Source organism: Pseudomonas sp. 43A (assembly GCF_013363935.1).
Lineage (GTDB): Bacteria > Pseudomonadota > Gammaproteobacteria > Pseudomonadales > Pseudomonadaceae > Aquipseudomonas > Aquipseudomonas crudilactis.
The window spans coordinates 5,927,989-5,947,246 of record NZ_CP054880.1 but is presented as its reverse complement, the minus strand read 5'-3'; the positions used below and the strand labels follow the sequence as shown (position 1 = coordinate 5,947,246).

Sequence of the window (19,258 nt, the reverse complement as noted above, 5' to 3'; positions counted from 1 at the left end):
GTCCTATGTCACTAAATTTCCCGCTGTTGCTGGTCATCGCCGTGTTTGTCTGCGGCCTGTTGGCGTTGCTCGATCTGTTGATCCTGGCACCGCGTCGGCGTGCTGCCATTGCCTCTTATCAAGGCAGTGTCAGCCAGCCGGATGTCGTGGTGGTCGAGAAGCTGAACAAAGAGCCGCTGCTGGTTGAATACGGCAAGTCGTTCTTTCCGGTGCTGTTCATCGTGCTGGTGCTGCGTTCGTTCCTCGTGGAACCGTTCCAGATCCCGTCGGGCTCGATGAAACCGACCCTGGACGTCGGCGACTTCATTCTGGTGAGCAAATTTTCCTACGGGATCCGCCTGCCGGTGATCGACAAGAAAATCATCGAAGTCGGTGACCCGCAGCGTGGCGATGTGATGGTGTTCCGCTACCCGAGCGATCCGAACGTCAACTACATAAAGCGTGTAGTCGGTCTGCCAGGCGACACGGTGCGTTACACCGCCGACAAGCGTCTGTTCGTCAATGGCGAGTCGATTGCCGAGCAGATGGTCGGCGCCGAGCCGGGCACACTGGGCAGCGCCGAGCTATACAAAGAGAAACTGGGCGCCGCCGAGCATCTGATCCGCAAGGAAATGAGCCGCTACCGCGCCACGCCGGATCGCTCGTGGACAGTGCCCGCCGGGCACTACTTCATGATGGGCGACAACCGCGACAACTCGAACGACAGTCGCTACTGGGATGATCCGAACATTCCCAAGGATCTGCTGGGCATGGTTCCCGACCAGAATATCGTCGGCAAGGCCTTCGCGGTCTGGATGAGCTGGCCGGAGCCGAAACTCAGTCACCTGCCGAATTTTTCGCGGGTTGGCCTGATCAAGTAATCACACACGGCGCTGTTGACCACAGCGCCGAATGCATTTCTGGAGCCGGCACAATCGGCTTCGCAATCGCCAGGATTTAATTTTTGAACACAGCGTTAATTGTCCCAGGCCTGCGCCGCATCCCGGCGATGGCAGTGGAATCCAGCCACGAACTCAGCGTGGGTAAACCGTGAGCGTTTCTCTAAGCCGTCTCGAGCGCCAGCTCGGTTACACCTTCAAGGATCAGGAGCTGATGCTGCTGGCCCTCACGCATCGCAGTTTTGCCGGGCGTAACAACGAACGCCTGGAATTCCTCGGTGATGCCATCCTCAACTTCGTCGCTGGCGAGGCGCTGTTCGATCGCTTCCCGCTGGCCCGCGAAGGCCAGTTGTCGCGTTTGCGCGCACGCCTGGTAAAAGGTGAGACGCTGGCCGTACTGGCGCGTGGTTTTGACCTTGGCGATTACCTGAGACTGGGCTCCGGCGAGTTGAAAAGCGGTGGTTTCCGTCGCGAATCGATTCTGGCCGATGCCCTCGAAGCGTTGATCGGTGCGATCTATCTCGATGCCGGTATGGACATGGCGCGTGAGCGCGTGCTGGCCTGGCTGGCTGGCGAGTTCGAAGGCCTGACGCTGGTCGACACCAACAAGGATCCGAAGACCCGTTTGCAGGAACACCTGCAATCGCGCGGTTGCGATCTGCCACGCTACGAAGTGGTGGATATCCAGGGTGAGCCGCACTGCCGAACCTTCTTCGTCGAATGCGAAGTTGTCTTACTGAATGAAAAAAGCCGAGGTCAGGGTGTGAGCCGTCGTATTGCCGAACAGGTAGCGGCCGCTGCAGCACTGATTGCCCTGGGCGTGGAGAATGGCAATGACTGATACAAACGCAACTCGCTGTGGCTATGTTGCCATCGTCGGCCGTCCCAACGTCGGTAAGTCGACGCTGCTGAACCACATCCTCGGCCAGAAGCTCGCGATCACTTCGCGCAAGCCGCAGACCACTCGCCACAACATGCTCGGGATCAAAACCGAAGGTGACGTGCAGGCGATCTACGTCGACACGCCCGGCATGCACAAGGGTGGCGAAAAGGCCCTGAACCGTTACATGAACAAAACCGCTTCGGCGGCGTTGAAAGACGTCGATGTGGTGATCTTCGTGGTCGATCGCACCAAGTGGACCGACGAAGACCAGATGGTGCTGGAGCGCGTGCAATACGTGACCGGCCCACTGATCGTCGCGCTGAACAAGACCGACCGCATCGAAGACAAAGCCGAGCTGATGCCGCACCTCAGCTGGTTGCAGGAACAACTGCCGAACGCGCAGATCATTCCGATTTCCGCGCAGCACGGGCATAACCTCGAAGCACTGGAAAAGGTCATTGCCGATCACCTGCCGGAGAACGATCACTTCTTCCCGGAAGACCAGATCACCGACCGCAGCAGCCGTTTCCTCGCCGCCGAACTGGTACGCGAGAAGATCATGCGCCAGATGGGCGCCGAGCTGCCGTACCAGATCACCGTCGAAATCGAAGAGTTCAAGCAGCAGGGCAAAACCTTGCACATCCATGCCTTGATCCTTGTTGAGCGCGACGGCCAGAAGAAGATCATCATTGGCGACAAGGGCGAGCGCATCAAGCGCATCGGCACCGAAGCGCGCAAGGATATGGAATTGCTGTTCGACTCCAAGATCATGCTCAACCTGTGGGTCAAGGTGAAGGGCGGCTGGTCCGACGACGAGCGTGCGCTGCGTTCGCTGGGTTACGGCGACCTGTAAGTACGCGGTTGTCGCAACACCGAAAAAACCTGTGGGAGCGAGCTTGCTCGCGAAGGCGTAGTGCCAGACGACATATTTGTTGACTGACACCCTGCATTCGCGAGCAAGCTCGCTCCCACAGTGGTTTTGGGGTGAATATAAAACCGCGTTTTATCCATGAGAGTTCCATGTCCTCAAACCCGCCTCCCGCCCAACCCGCCTACGTCCTGCACTCCCGCGCCTACCGCGAAACCAGTGCGTTGGTGGATTTCCTCACGCCGCAAGGGCGGCTGCGGGCGGTGTTGCGCAGTGCGCGGGGCAAGGCCGGGACGTTGGCGCGACCATTCGTGTCGCTGGAAGTCGAATTTCGTGGCAAGGGTGAGTTGAAGAATGTCGGGCGCATGGAGAGTTCTGGCACTTCGGCGTGGCTCAACGGCGAGGCACTGTTCAGCGGTCTCTATCTCAATGAGTTGCTGATCCGCTTGCTGCCGGCCGAGGATCCGCATCCGGGTGTATTCGATCACTATGCCGCGACCTTGCTGGCATTGGCTGAAGGTAGACCGCTTGAGCCATTGCTGCGCTCCTTCGAATGGCGTCTGCTGGACGACCTCGGTTACGGTTTTTCCCTGAACACTGATATCCATGGCGAGCCTGTCGCGGCGGACGGCCTCTATCGCCTGCAAGTGGATGCGGGGCTTGAGAGGGTTTTCCTGCTGCAACCCGGTCTGTTCAACGGCGTTGAATTACTGGCCATGGCCGAAGCCGACTGGACCGCCCCCGGCGCGTTGTCCGCCGCCAAGCGCTTGATGCGTCAGGCACTGGCTGTTCACCTGGGCGGTCGTCCTCTCGTCAGTCGCGAGCTGTTTCGAAAGCCCTGATATGCTGTGCGCCGAATCTCTCAATTCAGGAGCGCATCCGTGACCACCAGCAATCGCATTCTTCTTGGCGTGAACATCGACCACGTCGCCACCCTGCGTCAGGCCCGTGGCACGCGCTACCCTGATCCGGTCAAAGCGGCGCTGGACGCGGAAGAGGCGGGCGCTGATGGCATTACCGTGCACCTGCGTGAAGACCGCCGGCACATTCAAGAGCGCGATGTACTGTTGCTCAAGGACGTGCTGCAAACCCGCATGAACTTCGAAATGGGCGTCACCGAAGAAATGATGGCGTTCGCCGAGCGCATCCGGCCGGCGCACATTTGCCTGGTCCCGGAAACCCGCCAGGAGCTGACTACCGAAGGCGGTCTGGATGTAGCGGGTCAGGAAGAGCGCATCAAGGCAGCGGTCGAGCGTCTGTCGAAGATCGGCAGCGAAGTGTCGCTGTTCATCGATGCTGATGAGCGGCAGATTGCGGCGTCGAAGCGTGTTGGCGCTCCAGCCATCGAGTTGCACACCGGTCGTTATGCCGATGCCGAAACCCCGACTGAAGTGGCTGAAGAGCTCAAGCGCGTTGCCGATGGCGTGGCGTTTGGTTTGGCCCAAGGCTTGATCGTAAACGCGGGTCACGGCTTGCACTACCACAACGTTGAAGCCGTCGCGGCAATCAAGGGCATTAACGAACTGAACATCGGCCACGCACTGGTGGCGCATGCGTTGTTCGTCGGCTTCAAGTCCGCGGTATCCGAGATGAAAGCGCTGATCCTGGCCGCTGCCAAGCCTTAAGCTTCAACACAAAAACCTTGTAGGAGTGAGCCTGCTCGCGATAGCGAAGTGTCAGACAAAATTAATTGACTGACACACCGCTATCGCGAGCAGGCTCACTCCTACATTTGATTGGGATGTCTGTTAGAGCGGGGCAGGTTCTTGCGCGGGTTTTGACTTGTCGATGCCGGGCACATGCAGATTGCCCTCAGCCACCTGATCGCCTTCAAGCTGCGGCTGCGTCACCCAGGTCAGAATGTCGTAGTAACGACGAATGTTCGCCACAAAATGCACCGGCTCGCCGCCCCGGGCGTAGCCATAACGCGTCTTGCTGTACCACTGCTTCTGCGACAGGCGCGGCAGGATCTTCTTCACGTCCAGCCATTTGTCCGGGTTCAACCCTTCCTTGGCCGTCAGTTTGCGCGCGTCATCGAGGTGACCGCTGCCCACGTTGTAGGCTGCCAGGGCGAACCAGGTGCGATCCGGCTCCTTGATCGAGTCGTCGAGCTGATCCTTCATATAAGCCAGGTATTTCGCCCCGCCCATGATGCTTTGCTTCGGATCGAGACGGTTGGACACGCCCATCGCTTGCGCAGTGTTCTGGGTCAGCATCATCAACCCGCGCACGCCGGTCTTCGAGGTAACCGTCGGCTGCCACAGCGATTCCTGATAACCAATGGCCGCCAGCAGGCGCCAGTCGACTTTCTCTTTCTTCGCGTAGTTCTTGAAATGCTGCTCGTATTTCGGCAGGCGCTGCTGCAAGTGCTGGGCGAAGGTCGTGGCGCCCATGTAGCCGAGGACATCGACGTGGCCGTAATAGCGATCCTTCAGGCGTTGCAGGGTGCCGTTCTTCTGCACCTTGTCCAGATACGCGTTGATTTCGTTGAGCAGACTGTTGTCTTCGCCCGGACCAACCGCCCAGCTCTGGCTGCGCGCATCGCCGAGGTCGAAGGCCACGCGAATATTGGTGAAGTACACCTGATTCATCGCCACTTCGTTGGAGTCGACCAGGGTCAGGTCAATCTGACCTTCATCGACCATGCGCAGCAGGTCGACCACTTCAACTGCGTCGGACTCTTCGTATTCGATACCGGGGAATTTCTTTTTCAGTTCCGCCAGTTGTTCGGCGTGGGTGCTGCCCTTGAGCACCATGATCTTCTTGCCGACCAGATCACCGGGATCGGTCGGCCGCGACTGGCCATTGCGATAGATGATCTGCGGGGTGACCTCAAGATAGGAATGCGAGAACCGCACCTGCTGCTTGCGCTGATCGCTGCTGACCAGACCGGCGGCGGCCAGCACCGGGCCGTTGGGTTTGCCGATCTGATTGAACAGGTCGTCGAGGTTGTCGGCGGTCTCGATCTTCAGCTCTACGCCCAAATCGTCGGCGAAACGCTTCACCAGCTCGTATTCGAAGCCGGTTTCACCGCTGCGATCCTGGAAGTAGGTGGCGGGGCTGTTACGGGTAATCACCCGCAGCACACCATCCTCCTTTACGCGCTCGAGTGTGTTGGGTTTATCAACACAGCCACCGAGCATCAGGAAGAGTCCGGTTGCGATCAGCCATTTGGCGTACCGCGGACGCAAAGCCGTTGGAAAAAACATCTGCGCAGTATACGCAAACGGCCACGGGCGCCATATCTCGACAGTGCAGGGCGAGTCTGCTAGCGATCACAAAACCGAGCGAAACCCCATAGAAACGGGCCTTTACGGCTTTTTGTTACAGTAAAAATAAGCGGCCTCTGAACAGCTGATTTACCTGACTCTGAAGTCGGAAACACAGATTGATACCCGAGTGCAACCGTGCGTAGCGTTTCGGGTGATGTTGAGGGCGGTTTAGGCTAGAATGCACGGCCTCAAAGCACACCCCTTCCCGAGGCTGTCCCGAAGATGTTGATCCTGCGCGGCGCTCCTGCCCTTTCTGCCTTTCGCCACAGCAAACTCCTTGAGCAACTGAGCCAGAAGGTTCCAGCTGTCAGTGGCCTGTATGCTGAATTCGCTCACTTCGCCGAAGTCACCGGCGTCCTGACCGGCGACGAACAGCAGGTGCTAGCGCGCCTTCTGAAGTACGGCCCAAGCGTTCCGGTACAAGAGCCGACCGGTCGTCTGTTTCTGGTGTTGCCGCGTTTCGGCACCATCTCGCCATGGTCGAGCAAGGCCAGCGACATCGCCCGCAATTGCGGCCTGAGCAAGATCCAGCGTCTGGAGCGCGGTATCGCCTTCTACGTTGCCGGTCAGTTCAGCGAAGCCGAAGCCCAGCAGATTGCCGACGTGCTGCATGACCGCATGACTCAAATCGTGCTGGCCAACCTTGAACAGGCCGCCGGTCTGTTCAGCCACGCCGAACCGAAGCCGCTGACGGCCATCGACATCCTCGGTGGTGGTCGCGCCGCGCTGGAAAAAGCCAACACCGAGCTGGGCCTCGCCCTGGCCGAAGACGAAATCGACTATCTGGTCGATGCCTTCAACGGCCTCAAGCGCAACCCGCACGACATCGAACTGATGATGTTCGCCCAGGCCAACTCCGAGCACTGCCGTCACAAGATCTTCAACGCCAGTTGGGATATTGATGGCGAGAACCAGGAAAAAAGCCTGTTCGGCATGATCAAGAACACCTACGTGATGCACAGCGAAGGCGTTCTGTCGGCTTATAAGGACAACGCCTCGGTGATCGTCGGCAACGTTGCCGGCCGTTTCTTCCCGAATCCTGAAACCCGCCAGTACGGCGCGGTGCAGGAGCCGGTGCACATCCTGATGAAGGTTGAAACCCATAACCACCCGACTGCGATTGCTCCGTTCCCGGGCGCATCGACCGGTTCCGGCGGCGAAATCCGTGACGAAGGTGCAACCGGCCGTGGCGCCAAGCCCAAGGCTGGCCTGACCGGTTTCACTGTATCCAACCTGCAGATCCCGGGCTTCGAACAGCCGTGGGAAGTGCCGTACGGCAAGCCTGAGCGCATCGTTACCGCGCTGGACATCATGATCGAAGGCCCGCTCGGCGGCGCCGCGTTCAACAACGAATTCGGCCGTCCGGCCCTGACCGGCTACTTCCGTACCTTCGAACAATCGATCACCACCCCGCACGGTGACGAAGTTCGTGGTTACCACAAGCCGATCATGCTCGCTGGCGGCATGGGCAACATCCGCGAAGAACACGTCAAGAAAGGCGAGATCGTCGTTGGCTCCAAGCTGATCGTGCTCGGCGGCCCGGCGATGTTGATCGGTCTGGGTGGCGGCGCCGCTTCCTCGATGGCCACCGGCACCAGCTCGGCGGATCTCGACTTCGCTTCCGTACAGCGTGAAAACCCAGAAATGGAACGTCGCTGCCAGGAAGTCATCGACCGTTGCTGGCAACTGGGTGACAAGAACCCGATCAGCTTCATCCACGACGTGGGGGCCGGCGGTCTGTCCAACGCCTTCCCGGAACTGGTCAACGACGGTGACCGCGGTGGCCGTTTCGAACTGCGCAACATTCCAAACGACGAGCCGGGCATGGCCCCGCACGAAATCTGGTCCAACGAATCCCAGGAACGTTACGTTCTCGCGGTCGGCCCTGAAGACTTCGCGCGCTTCCAGGCGATCTGCGAACGTGAGCGTTGCCCGTTTGCCGTTGTTGGTGAAGCCACTGCCGAACCGCAACTGACCGTGACCGACAGCCACTTCGGCAACAACCCGGTGGACATGCCACTGGAAGTGTTGCTGGGCAAAGCCCCGCGCATGCACCGTTCGGTGGTTCGTGAAGCCGAGCTGGGCGATGACTTCGATCCGTCGAACCTCGACATCACCGAGTCCATCGAACGCGTTCTGCATCACCCGGCCGTGGCGAGCAAGAGCTTCCTGATCACCATCGGCGACCGCACCATCACCGGCCTCGTGGCCCGTGACCAAATGGTCGGCCCGTGGCAGGTTCCGGTGGCTGACGTTGCCGTCACCGCCACCAGTTTCGACGTTTACACCGGTGAAGCCATGGCGATGGGCGAGCGTACTCCGCTGGCATTGCTGGACGCCCCGGCGTCGGGCCGCATGGCCATCGGCGAAACCCTGACCAACATCGCTGCTTCGCGCATCAACAAGATCTCCGACATCAAACTGTCGGCGAACTGGATGTCGGCTGCCGGCCACCCGGGCGAAGACGCGCGTCTGTACGACACCGTGAAAGCGGTTGGTATGGAACTGTGCCCTGAGCTGGGTATCACCATTCCGGTGGGCAAGGACTCGATGTCCATGGCCACTCGCTGGAACGATAACGGCGAAGAAAAAACCGTGACCTCGCCGATGTCGCTGATCGTGACCGGTTTCGCGCCAGTGGCTGACATCCGTCAGACCCTGACCCCGGAACTGCGCATGGACAAGGGCACCACCGACCTGATCCTGATCGACCTCGGTCGCGGTCAGAACCGTATGGGTGCTTCGATCCTTGCTCAGACACACGGCAAGCTCGGCAAACACGCGCCGGACGTCGATGACGCCGAAGACCTGAAAGCCTTCTTTGCCGTGATCCAGGGCTTGAACGCCGATGGTCATCTGCTGGCGTACCACGACCGCTCCGACGGTGGTCTGCTGACTTCCGTGGTGGAAATGGCCTTCGCCGGTCACTGCGGTCTGAGCCTGAACCTCGACAGCGTTGCCGAGTCCTCGGCCGAAATCGCTGCGATCCTGTTCAACGAAGAACTGGGTGCGGTGATCCAGGTTCGTCAGGACGCCACGCCAGACATTCTCGCGCAGTTCAGCGCGGCCGGTCTGGGCGACTGCGTTTCGGTGATCGGTCAGCCAATGAACAACGGCCAGATCAACATCACCTTCAACGGTGACACAGTGTTCGAAGGTCAGCGTCGTCTGCTGCAACGTACCTGGGCTGAAACCAGCTACCAGATTCAGCGTCTGCGCGATAACGCCGACTGCGCCGAGCAAGAGTTCGACGTGCTGCTGGAAGAAGATAACCCGGGCCTGAGCGTCAAGCTGAGCTACGACGTCAACCAGGACATCGCCGCACCTTACATCAAGAAAGGCATTCGCCCACAGGTTGCCGTGCTGCGTGAGCAGGGCGTCAACGGTCAGGTGGAAATGGCGGCGGCGTTCGACCGCGCCGGTTTCAACGCGATCGACGTGCACATGAGCGACATCCTCGCTGGCCGTGTCGACCTGAACGAGTTCAAAGGTCTGGTGGCGTGCGGTGGTTTCTCCTACGGCGACGTGCTTGGCGCCGGTGAAGGCTGGGCCAAGTCGGCGCTGTTCAACAGCCGTGCCCGCGATGCGTTCCAGGGCTTCTTCGAGCGTAACGACAGCTTCACCCTCGGCGTGTGCAACGGTTGCCAGATGATGTCCAACCTGCACGAGCTGATCCCGGGCAGCGAGTTCTGGCCGCACTTCGTGCGTAACCGTTCCGAGCAGTTCGAAGCGCGCGTGGCGATGGTGCAGATTCAGGAATCGAACTCGATCTTCCTGCAGGGCATGGCCGGTTCGCGTATGCCGATCGCCATTGCTCACGGTGAAGGTCACGCTGAGTTCTCCAGCGAAGAAGCACTGCTGGAAGCCGATCTGTCCGGTTGCGTGGCGATGCGTTTCGTCGACAACCATGGCAAGGTCACCGAGTCGTATCCGGCCAACCCGAACGGTTCGCCGCGCGGGATTACCGGTCTCACCAGCCGTGATGGCCGTGTGACGATCATGATGCCGCACCCGGAGCGTGTGTTCCGCGCGGTGCAGAACTCGTGGCGTTCGGAAGACTGGAACGAAGATGCACCTTGGATGCGTATGTTCCGTAATGCTCGCGTTTGGGTGAACTAAGACCTGTGTACAAGCTCGCCTTTTTTGTTCCTGACAGTCATGTCGAGGTGGTCAAAGGGGCTGTGTTCGCTGCCGGTGGTGGGCGGATCGGTGACTATGACCACTGTGCCTGGCAGGTGCTCGGTCTGGGGCAGTTTCGACCGTTGGACGGCAGTCAGCCGTTCATGGGCGAGGCGGGGCGGGTTGAGCGGGTTGAGGAATGGAAGGTTGAGCTTGTAGTGGCGGATGAGTTGATCGTTGCTGTAGTGGCGGCGATCAAGTTGAGCCATCCCTACGAGACGCCGGCTTATGAGGTGTGGCGGCTGGAAGATTTCTGATCTTTCTTGCTGCTGAAATGGGAAACCCGCAGATGAGTGATTGTCTGCGGGTTTTTTGTTGCCTGCGATTTGCTTTTCTGTAGGAGTGAGCCTGCTCGCGATGGCGCCCTGACAGGCGACCATGCTCTGGCTGACTGAGTGAATATCCGTTTCTTCGGGGGCTGCGGCTGGCGGTTTCGCCCTTACGGCGAGTCCCTTTGGCAAACGCCCCAAAGGAACCAAAGGTCTGTGCCCCAACGTTCGGCCCACTCGCTAAAGCTCGGGGTTCCTTCGCTCCGGGATCCATCCGGGCGCATCGCCTACGGTTTGCTTCGCTGCACCTCCTCTCGATGCATTTGGCTGCGCCAAACGGTCGCTGCGCTCCCACCCCCGGATAAATCCCTCCACTCAGCCTGCCGACGGGGCCGGTGGATCAAGATCAAGAGCTGCAGCCGAGCTAACGCTCATCCTGTTGAGTGGTGAGGAGCAGGAGCGAGTAGGTGGCGCTGCTTTGCTTTTCTGTGGGAGCTGGCTTGCCAGCTGGAGGTGACGAAACTATTCGGCGGGCTTCGTGTTTTGGCTGGCCAGGTACTCTTCCAGGGTTAGTTCGCTGTTCCGGTCCTTGTTGTATTCATCCCAAACCCAAGTCCTCATGGTTTTTTCAAAGCCTTTGGCACCGTTGGCGAACTCTTCGAAAGTAAGAATCCCGTCTGTATTTTCATCAAGATCTTTGAAGGTTTTTTTCAGATGCTCCAGTTGTTCTGCGTCCGTCATTTTCTTTGCCATGTCGCAGCCATCCTTTTTGAGTTGAGCTTCGGGTTATCGAGGCTACGACATGAAAACTGCCTGATTCAGTCAACGTAGTAAGGTCGATCGAGGCGGTCAACTGTCAGACCTGACAGTTGACAGTGCCAGCAATGTGGGGAGGGGCAGCCGAGCTGGCGCTCATCCTGTTCGAGCGGTGTGTGATCGACTTGGGTTTTGTGCTGGCGCCCCTCATCGGAACGCCGCCTGCCCAGCCCTCTCCCGAGGGAGAGGGAGTCGATTTGTGTGCTATTCAAGCCTGAGTTTGGTTCGGAGAGAGGGGGCCGATTTGTGGGGGGCGAAACTGAGTTCGGCTAGGGGAGAGTGAGGGATTTATGGGCTTTTCAAAACCTGAATTCGACTTGGTATTTCATGTCGGCGTACATCCACCAAACACCTCGGTCAGTCCCCTCTCCCTCTGGGAGAGGGCTAGGGTGAGGGTTTGTTTTTGGCTGTTTAATGATGTGTCGAATAGCCAGAACCTTCCCACAAGGTTTTCAGGTTGTCCGTCGGACGTCGGGTCTCTAGTCTTTGGCTGTCACCGCAAATCGGTGATCGGGCGTGAGAACCCGGTAAGAGGTTTTAATCAAACGTCAGTAGCACCATAATCGCCGCCAGCTCATTTGCTGCTGGTGATGTTCTATGGCGGCTGTGTGCGGGCGGACTTCGGTTCGGCCGGGTTGATCTCTTACCGGTTTCTCACTCCGCACATAGCTGCCACCTCTTCGTCGCGTGAGAAACGACCAGTGATGGCTCAATCATTGATTAGAGATCATTGCAATGACTAAGCCCGTACCCGATCCACCCGAAACCAAAACCCCACTCGAAGAAGCCCTCCGCGCCGAAGACCAGGCCCGAAACCGCGAAGCCATCAAGCGTGCCCTCGACTTCTACCTGTGCCCCGAGCCCGCAAAGCCACGCCGGCCTAGCACCATGTTCATGGTCTGTCCGCAGGTCGACACCGAAAGCCTGCTCGCCCACGCTTGCGAGTCATTAGCCTCTGCAAGTACCGCGGCCGGCAACTTCGCCAATGAGCTAAACGGTTCTCAGCGCAGCACCGTATTGGGCATCCAGCAAATCGTCATGCTCGCCGAACTGGCGGTAAATCGCGCACTGGATCGGGTAGACCCGCAAACCTGATCCATACGGGGACATCGCAAACAGGCTGGCCCCATTGGGATAGGGGCGAGCCTGCTCAAGCGCATGACTTTGTAGATTGACGTTCGCGGCTCAACTCAGTGGCAGATGTGGCATTGACCGTTCATCGGAAACACCCCTTAACCTGTAATTTCTGACAGTGGCGCGATACCTCCAACTCCTGTCAGATAAGCCTTCCATCCAAACGGGTAAGAAGGAACTTGACTATGTCTGCTGAAAAAAATGTTGTGCCAGTCATCACCTCTGTGAGAGACGATAAGGGAGTGATTGACAACGGTGGCACCACCTCGGCAACTTCTGTGCAATTGAGCGGGGTTGCAGATGCTGGAGAAAAAGTTGAAATTTTCGACGGTGCTGTTTTGAGGGGGCAAGTAGTCGTCGGCGCTGCAGGACTCTGGGATTCGCACCTAACGAGTCTGATGGTGGGTGCTCATTCGGTTACGGCCAGAGGAAGCGCTGGTACGTCACCGGTTCGCACGTTTATCGTTGTTCCAGCGAAGTAACACGATATAAAAAGCCGCAGCGCTTCCTGGCACGGCGGCTTTTCATGGGTCAGTAAGGCTGTTGGACTTTTATTGCGGTTAAAACCTTCGCACTTGGCTCAATGCGATTGAGCAGAGCTTCAAGTGCTCCACTCAAACTCGCAGCTTTGTCACCCACCAACAAGTGCCAAACACCACCCTCCAACTGGCTGACACCCTGACAACCCAGCTCTTTTAACTGCGCGTCGGACAGAGCCTTGCCATCTGCCAGCAACAAGCGAATCCGGCTCATGGCAATGCAATCCAGTTGCAGCACGTTGTCGCCGCCACCCAGTGCATTCAGCCATTGCTGCGCTTCCGAACTCGCGACCACAAAAGCTTTCGGCTCATCAGCAACAACAGCGGTTTCAACCAGAACCGCACGCCCCAGTGAAGGCATGGCGAGGCGAATCTCATCCGCAATGCTGTCCGCCATCGGCCCCACCACCACCTGCAAACTTCCACCCTTGCCCGGACGCACAACCGCCATCGCACCCAACGCTTTCAAATCAGCATCGGACGCCTTGTTGCGATCGACCATTTCCAAGCGCAACCGCGTAGTGCAGGCGCCGACCGTCAGTAGATTTTCAGCACCACCCAATGCCTTGATATAAGCGCTGGCGCGTTCGTTCTCGGTCAGAACCACTTTCTCTGCCGTTGCGACATCCTCACGCCCCGGCGTCTTCAAGTTGAAGCGACGAATACAGAAATCAAACACCGCGTAATACACCACGGCGTACGCCAGCCCGACCGGTATCACCAGCCAGCCATTGGTAGAACGCCCCCAACCCAGCACCATGTCGATGAAGCCACCGGAGAAGGTGAAACCGAGGTGAATGTTCAACGCATTGGTAATCGCCATCGACAACCCGGTCAGCAGCGCATGCAGCAGATACAACAACGGTGCCAAAAACATGAAGGCGAATTCAATCGGCTCGGTCACCCCGGTCAAAAACGAAGTCAGCGCCATCGACAGGAAGATCCCGCCCATGACCTTGCGGCGTTCCGGCAGCGCATTGCGGTACATCGCCAGGCATGCCGCTGGCAGGCCGAAGATCATCATCGGGAACATGCCGGTCATGAACTGGCCACCCTTCGGATCGCCAGCGAAGTAGCGCGACAGGTCACCGGTCACCAGCGCACCGGTAGTCGGATCGGTGAAGTTACCGAACACGAACCACGCCATGTTGTTGAGGATGTGGTGCAGGCCGGTGACGATCAGCAGGCGGTTGAACACGCCAAACACGAACGCGCCGATACTGCCGCTTTCCATCATCAGCGCGCCAAACGCGTTGATGCCGTGCTGGATCGGCGGCCAGATATAGCCGAACACCACGCCCAGACCGACCGCCGCAAACCCGGTGACAATCGGCACAAACCGTCGGCCACCAAAGAACGCGAGGTACTCCGGCAGCTTGATGTCCTTGAAGCGGTTGTACAGCGCGCCGGCCATCAGGCCGCTGACGATCCCGGCGAGCATGCCCATGTTGATGCTCGCGTCGAGCACCTTGAGCGTGGAGATCATCACCAGATAACCGATCACCCCGGCGAGGCCGGCGGTACCGTTGTTGTCCTTGGCGAAACCGACGGCGATGCCGATGGCGAAGATCATCGCCAGGTTGGCGAAGATCACCTGGCCGGCATCGTGAATGATCGCGATGTTCAGCAGGTCGGTGTCACCCAGGCGCAGTAGCAGGCCGGCAATCGGCAGGATCGCGATCGGCAGCATCAGCGCGCGGCCGAGGCGTTGCAGGCCTTCGATAAAGAGTTGATACATGGCGGTTCTCCTTCTTGTTGTTATTAGCGCAGAGGCCAGTGTTGATGGCAGGCGTGACGCACGGCGGCGGCGCTGCTCAGCTTGAGCAGATCGCGGCTGAGGCGCTGGCATTCGGCTTCATGCAGTTGCCGCACGCGATCCTTGATTTCGCCGATTTGCACCGGGCTGACCGACAGTTCGGTAACGCCCAGACCTATCAACACCGGTGTGGCCAACGGATCGGAGGCGAGGGCGCCGCAGACGCCGACCCAGCGTTTGTGCACCGCCGCGCCTTCGCAGGTCATGGCGATCAGGCGCAACAGCGCCGGGTGCAAGGCGTCGACACGGGCGGCCAGACCGGCGTGGTCGCGATCCATGGCCAGGGTGTATTGCGACAAGTCGTTGGTGCCGATCGAGAGGAAGTCAGCGTGTTCGGCGAGTTGTTCGGATTGCAGCGCGGCGGCGGGGACTTCGATCATCACGCCGATTTCTGGACGCTGGCTGATACCGAGCTCCAGGCACAGGGCATCGACGCGTTGGCGAATGTGCAGCAGTTCGTCGACTTCGGTGACCATCGGCAGCAGGATCCGGCAACGGCGCAGCGGGCTGACTTGCAGCAGCGCGCGCAATTGTTGATCGAGGATTTCCGGACGGACCTGAGCCAGACGAATGCCGCGCAGGCCGAGCACCGGGTTGGCTTCGGTCGGCAGCGGCAGGTAATCGAGTTGCTTGTCGCCGCCGACGTCGATGGTGCGGATGATCACTGATTGATCGCCCATCGCATCCAGTACGCCTTGATAGGCCGCACGCTGTTCTTCGACATCCGGCGCGGTCTGCCGATCGACGAATAAAAACTCAGTGCGCAGCAGACCAACGCCATCAGCGCCGTTGGTGAAGGCATCTGCCGCTTCACCGCTGGAGGCGACATTGGCGACGACTTCGATGGTCACGCCATTGCGGGTTTCTGCTGGCAAGTGAGCCTTGGCTTGCTGTGCGTCGCGGCGCTGCTGACGGTCGAGTTGCGCCTGCTGAACTTCAGCCAGGCGTTCGGCATCTGGCGTCAGTTCGAGGCGTCCACTGTCGGCATCGAGCACCACCGCTTGGCCTTGCGGCTGATCAAGCAGCGCTGACCCCAACGCCACCATGCACGGCAGACCTTTGCCGCGAGCGAGAATCGCCACATGCGACGTCGCGCCACCTTCGGCCATGCACAAACCGGCAACACCTTGCGCGCTGAGTTGCAGCAGATCCGATGGGGTCAGTTCGTGAGCCGCAACAATGGCGCCGGCCGGCACGTCGTAATGCCATGCTTCGCCGAGCAATGCCCGCAACACCCTTTGTTTGAGGTCGCGCAGATCATTGGCGCGTTCAGCCAACAGCGCGCTGCCGGTGTGTAGCAGCACGTCGCATTGCACATCGATCGACTGGCTCCAGGCGTGAGTCGCCGCAGTGCCTTGTTCGATGGATTGCTGTGCCGCATCGAGCAGCGCCGGGTCTTCAAGCAACGCCAGATGCGCGGCGAAGATTGCTTCTTCATCGGCGTTCTTGTGCTTTTTCGCTTGAGCTAGCGTGCCTTGGATTTCGTTGCTGACCTGTCGCAGTGCAGCTTCAAGCACCTGCTGTTGTTGCAGGGGATCGTGATTGCCCGCGTCGACCGGCAAACTGATCGAGTTCAAGCGAAACAGCGGCCCACCGACCAGTCCCGGCGCGGCGCACACACCATGCAAAACGCCAGCCTCGGCCGGACGTTTGATAGCGGCAACATTGACCGGCGCTGCAGCGTGATGATCATCCGGCAGCGCGGTGGCCAACGCCTTGAGCAACGCTTGCAACGCCGCTTCGGCATCCGGCCCCTGACAGCTGACCTGCACTTCATCCTGTTCGCCAACTGCCAATCCCATCAAACCGATCAGGCTGTTGCACGGCGCCGATTTGCCGGCGAAGTGCAGTTGCGACTGGCTGTTGAAACCTTGTGCGGTCTGTCGAATCAATGCCGCCGGGCGCGCATGCAAACCACCGCGATGAGCGACCAATACATGACCATAAACCTCAGGTCCGGCGACTTCCGCGACATTCGCCGCCACGCTGTTGCGCGCAACAATGTGCAATAACGGCTCGCCAACCTTCACCGCTTTCAGCGTGATCGGGCGCACCTGAAAATCCTGGCTATTGGTCAGAATCAACAGGCTGACGAGGCTTTTGCATTGTTGGCCGACCTTGTCGAGGTCGTAGCGCAACAACGGCTGGCCCTTGGTCACGCGGGCCCCTTCCTTGACCAGCATCGAGAAACCTTCGCCGTTCAACTCAACGGTGTCGAGGCCCAGATGCAGAAGGATCTCCGCGCCGTTGTCGGCCCGCACCGTCAGCGCGTGCCCGGTGCGGGCGACGTGAATGATCACCCCGGCGCACGGCGAGTACAGGGTGTCGTTGAGCGGGTCGATGGCAATGCCGTCGCCCATCGCGCCGCTGGCGAACACCGCGTCCGGGACTTTGGCGAGCGTGAGCACCGGGCCGCTGAGCGGGGCGCTGAGGGTCAGCTCTTTATTGTTGTTGTGCATGGCTCGGTCTCATCAGGTGTGCAGTCATTCGGATTTAGTGTGTACGGGTCACTTTGCTCAGGTGACGCGGCTGATCCGGGTCCATGCCACGGGCCACGGCCAAACCGGCGGCCATCACGTAGAAACTCTGGATCGCCAGAATCGGATCGAGGGCCGGGTGTTCGGCGCGGGTCAGGGTCAGGTCGCGCTCGCTTACATCATCCGGCGCGGCCAGCAACACACGGGCGCCGCGTTGGCGCATCTCTGCTGCCAGGCTCAACAGACCCGCCTGCTCGGCGCCGCGCGGAGCGAACACCAACAATGGATAGTGTTCATCGATCAGCGCCATCGGGCCGTGACGCACTTCGGCGCTGCTGAATGCTTCGGCCTGAATCGCCGAGGTTTCCTTGAATTTCAGCGCCGCTTCCTGGGCGATGGCAAAACCGGCGCCACGGCCGATGACCATCAAACGCTGGCAATCGCGCAACGCTTCGATGGCCACGCTCCAGTCCTGTTTGGCCGCTTCGCGCAGGCCTTCAGGCAGTGCATTGCCGGCCTCGAGCAATTCGCTGTCCTCTTTCCAGTGCGCAATCAAACGGGCGCTGGCGCTGAGGGTGGCGATAAAACTCTTGGTCGCGGCGACGCTGCTTTCAGTGCCGGCGAGCAGCGGTACGCTGAACTCGCATGCCGCTTCCAGCGGCGAATCGGCGGCGTTGACCATCGAAACACTCAGTGCGCCACGCTTGCGCAACAGACGCAGGCTGTTGACCAGATCCGGGCTCTGCCCCGATTGTGAAAACGCGAACGCGACCTGACCGCTGACCTTCAACGGCGCTTGCTGCATGGTCACCACCGACATCGGCAACGACGCCACTGGCACACCCAGTTGCTGCATGGTCAGGTAGGCAAAATAGCTCGCCGCGTGGTCGGAGCTGCCGCGTGCGACGGTCATCGCCACTTGCGGCGGCTGACGGCGCAGGCGGCCGGCGATCTCGATCATTTGCGGGTCGAGCTGTTGCAGTTGGGCTTGCACGGCCTCGAACGAGGACAGTGCCTCCTCAAGCATTTTTGAAGTCAATGTCTTCTCCTTCGACCATGACGGCGGTCAGTGTGAGTGAGCGATCCAGCCGCACGCAGTCGGCCCAGGCACCCGGTTGCAGGCGCCCGCGTTCGTTGATGCCGAGGTAGTCGGCGGGGAATTGCGACAGGCGCTGCGAGGCCTCGGCGATCGGCAAACCGATCTTCACCAGATTGCGCAGGGCTTGATCCATGGTCAGAGTGCTGCCGGCCAAGGTGCCGTCGGGCAGGCGCACGCCGCCGAGGCATTTGGTCACGGTGTGGCTGCCGAGCTTGTATTCACCGTCGGGCATGCCGGCGGCAGCGGTCGAGTCGGTCACGCAATACAGGCACGGGATCGAGCGCAGAGCCACGCGAATGGCGCCGGGATGCACGTGCAGCAGATCCGGAATCAGCTCGGCGAATTTGGCGTGGGCCAGTGCCGCGCCAACGATGCCCGGTTCGCGGTGATGCAGTGGGCTCATGGCGTTGTAGAGGTGGGTGAAACTGGTCGCGCCGGCATCGAGGGCAGCAACGCCTTCCTCGTAACTGCCGAGGGTGTGGCCGATCTGCATGCGCACGCCACGGCTGCTCAGTTCGCGGATCAACCCGTCGTGGCCGGCGATTTCCGGGGCGATAGTGATCACCCGGATCGGCGCCAGTGCCAGATATTCTTCGACTTCGGCCATCAACGCGGTGTGGGCGAAGTTCGGTTGCGCGCCGAGTTTTCCGGGATTGATGTACGGGCCTTCGAGGTGTACGCCGAGGACGCGGGCGGCCCCTTGCGGACGCTGTTCGCAGAATTCCCCGACTTCTTTCAAGACGCTGGAGATCTCGGCACTCGGCGCGGTCATGGTAGTGGCCAGCAGTGAGGTGGTGCCGAAACGCACGTGGGTTCTGGTGATGGTTTCGAAAGCGCTGGCGCCTTCCATGATGTCTTTGCCGCCACCGCCGTGAACGTGCAGATCGATGAAGCCCGGCAGCAGATACGGCAGGTCATTGGCGGCCGGATCGCAAGGCACGCCTTCGATCGACACGACTTTGCCGTGTTCGTGGATCAGCCGGCCGCGAACCCAGCCGCTGGCGGTGAGGATGTTGTCTTCGGACATT

At 59.9% G+C, this 19,258-nt stretch carries 15 protein-coding genes; 9 read left to right on the top strand and 6 right to left on the bottom strand.

Annotated features, from left to right (window positions below; translation table 11 throughout):
- Positions 1-5 precede the first annotated feature (5 nt).
- The 5 genes from lepB to pdxJ all read left to right on the top strand — a co-directional run bounded on the left by lepB (position 6) and on the right by pdxJ (position 4,254).
- A complete protein-coding gene (gene lepB / locus HUW52_RS26225) occupies positions 6-860 on the top strand; it encodes a signal peptidase I (protein ID WP_016986098.1) in 855 nt (284 codons plus the stop codon).
- A gap of 169 nt (positions 861-1,029) precedes the next feature.
- Positions 1,030-1,719, top strand: a complete 690-nt coding sequence (gene rnc, locus HUW52_RS26220; protein WP_016986099.1) for a ribonuclease III — start codon at positions 1,030-1,032, stop codon at positions 1,717-1,719.
- The gene (gene era, locus HUW52_RS26215) at positions 1,712-2,614 is read left to right on the top strand and encodes a GTPase Era (RefSeq protein ID WP_016771562.1); all 903 of its coding nucleotides are present in this window, start codon (positions 1,712-1,714) and stop codon (positions 2,612-2,614) included. Before rnc ends, era begins: the two co-directional genes overlap by 8 nt.
- 167 nt (positions 2,615-2,781) lie before the next feature.
- The gene (gene recO, locus HUW52_RS26210; RefSeq protein ID WP_016986100.1) at positions 2,782-3,471 is read left to right on the top strand and encodes a DNA repair protein RecO; all 690 of its coding nucleotides are present in this window, start codon (positions 2,782-2,784) and stop codon (positions 3,469-3,471) included.
- A 39-nt stretch (positions 3,472-3,510) separates the two neighbouring features.
- Entirely contained in the window at positions 3,511-4,254 is a 744-nt protein-coding gene (gene pdxJ, locus HUW52_RS26205; RefSeq protein ID WP_016986101.1) for a pyridoxine 5'-phosphate synthase, read from the top strand.
- Positions 4,255-4,377: 123 nt separating this feature from the next.
- Here the strand turns inward: pdxJ and mltF are convergent, their stop codons facing one another.
- Positions 4,378-5,838, bottom strand: coding sequence for a membrane-bound lytic murein transglycosylase MltF (mltF, locus tag HUW52_RS26200; protein WP_175555272.1), 1,461 nt, complete (start codon positions 5,836-5,838; stop codon positions 4,378-4,380).
- Positions 5,839-6,123: 285 nt separating this feature from the next.
- Here mltF and purL point away from each other — a divergent pair, with 285 nt between their 5' ends.
- Together purL and HUW52_RS26190 are read left to right on the top strand one after the other, a co-directional pair.
- Positions 6,124-10,020 carry a phosphoribosylformylglycinamidine synthase gene (gene purL / locus HUW52_RS26195; protein WP_175555271.1) on the top strand — a complete coding sequence of 1,299 codons (3,897 nt, stop codon included), beginning with the start codon at positions 6,124-6,126 and terminating at the stop codon, positions 10,018-10,020.
- Between the two features lie 5 nt (positions 10,021-10,025).
- Complete coding sequence (locus HUW52_RS26190) at positions 10,026-10,337, top strand: YqfO family protein (RefSeq protein WP_175555270.1); 312 nt, start codon at positions 10,026-10,028, stop codon at positions 10,335-10,337.
- Between the two features lie 534 nt (positions 10,338-10,871).
- Here the strand turns inward: HUW52_RS26190 and HUW52_RS26185 are convergent.
- Entirely contained in the window at positions 10,872-11,102 is a 231-nt protein-coding gene (locus tag HUW52_RS26185) for a hypothetical protein (protein WP_175555269.1), read from the bottom strand.
- 798 nt (positions 11,103-11,900) lie between these two features.
- On the opposite strand from HUW52_RS26185, the gene HUW52_RS26180 reads away from it, so the two are divergent.
- Together HUW52_RS26180 and HUW52_RS26175 are read left to right on the top strand one after the other, a co-directional pair.
- Positions 11,901-12,260 (top strand): DUF6124 family protein, encoded by a 360-nt coding sequence (locus tag HUW52_RS26180; protein ID WP_175555268.1) that lies wholly within the window; start codon positions 11,901-11,903, stop codon positions 12,258-12,260.
- A 224-nt stretch (positions 12,261-12,484) separates the two neighbouring features.
- Positions 12,485-12,781: a hypothetical protein gene (locus HUW52_RS26175; RefSeq protein WP_016986354.1), complete on the top strand. Its 297-nt coding sequence runs from the start codon at positions 12,485-12,487 to the stop codon at positions 12,779-12,781.
- 49 nt (positions 12,782-12,830) lie between these two features.
- On the opposite strand, the gene nagE is transcribed toward HUW52_RS26175, so the two are convergent.
- From nagE to nagA, 4 genes are read right to left on the bottom strand one after another with little or no spacing between them, the layout of a single operon-like run.
- Positions 12,831-14,576, bottom strand: coding sequence for an N-acetylglucosamine-specific PTS transporter subunit IIBC (gene nagE, locus HUW52_RS26170; RefSeq protein ID WP_175555267.1), 1,746 nt, complete (start codon positions 14,574-14,576; stop codon positions 12,831-12,833).
- 23 nt (positions 14,577-14,599) lie between these two features.
- Entirely contained in the window at positions 14,600-17,113 is a 2,514-nt protein-coding gene (ptsP, locus tag HUW52_RS26165; RefSeq protein WP_175555266.1) for a phosphoenolpyruvate--protein phosphotransferase, read from the bottom strand.
- Between the two features lie 34 nt (positions 17,114-17,147).
- Positions 17,148-18,170 (bottom strand): SIS domain-containing protein, encoded by a 1,023-nt coding sequence (locus HUW52_RS26160; protein ID WP_175555265.1) that lies wholly within the window; start codon positions 18,168-18,170, stop codon positions 17,148-17,150.
- The gene (nagA, locus tag HUW52_RS26155) at positions 18,151-19,257 is read right to left on the bottom strand and encodes an N-acetylglucosamine-6-phosphate deacetylase (RefSeq protein ID WP_175555264.1); all 1,107 of its coding nucleotides are present in this window, start codon (positions 19,255-19,257) and stop codon (positions 18,151-18,153) included. Before nagA ends, HUW52_RS26160 begins: the two co-directional genes overlap by 20 nt.
- Position 19,258 lies beyond the last annotated feature (1 nt).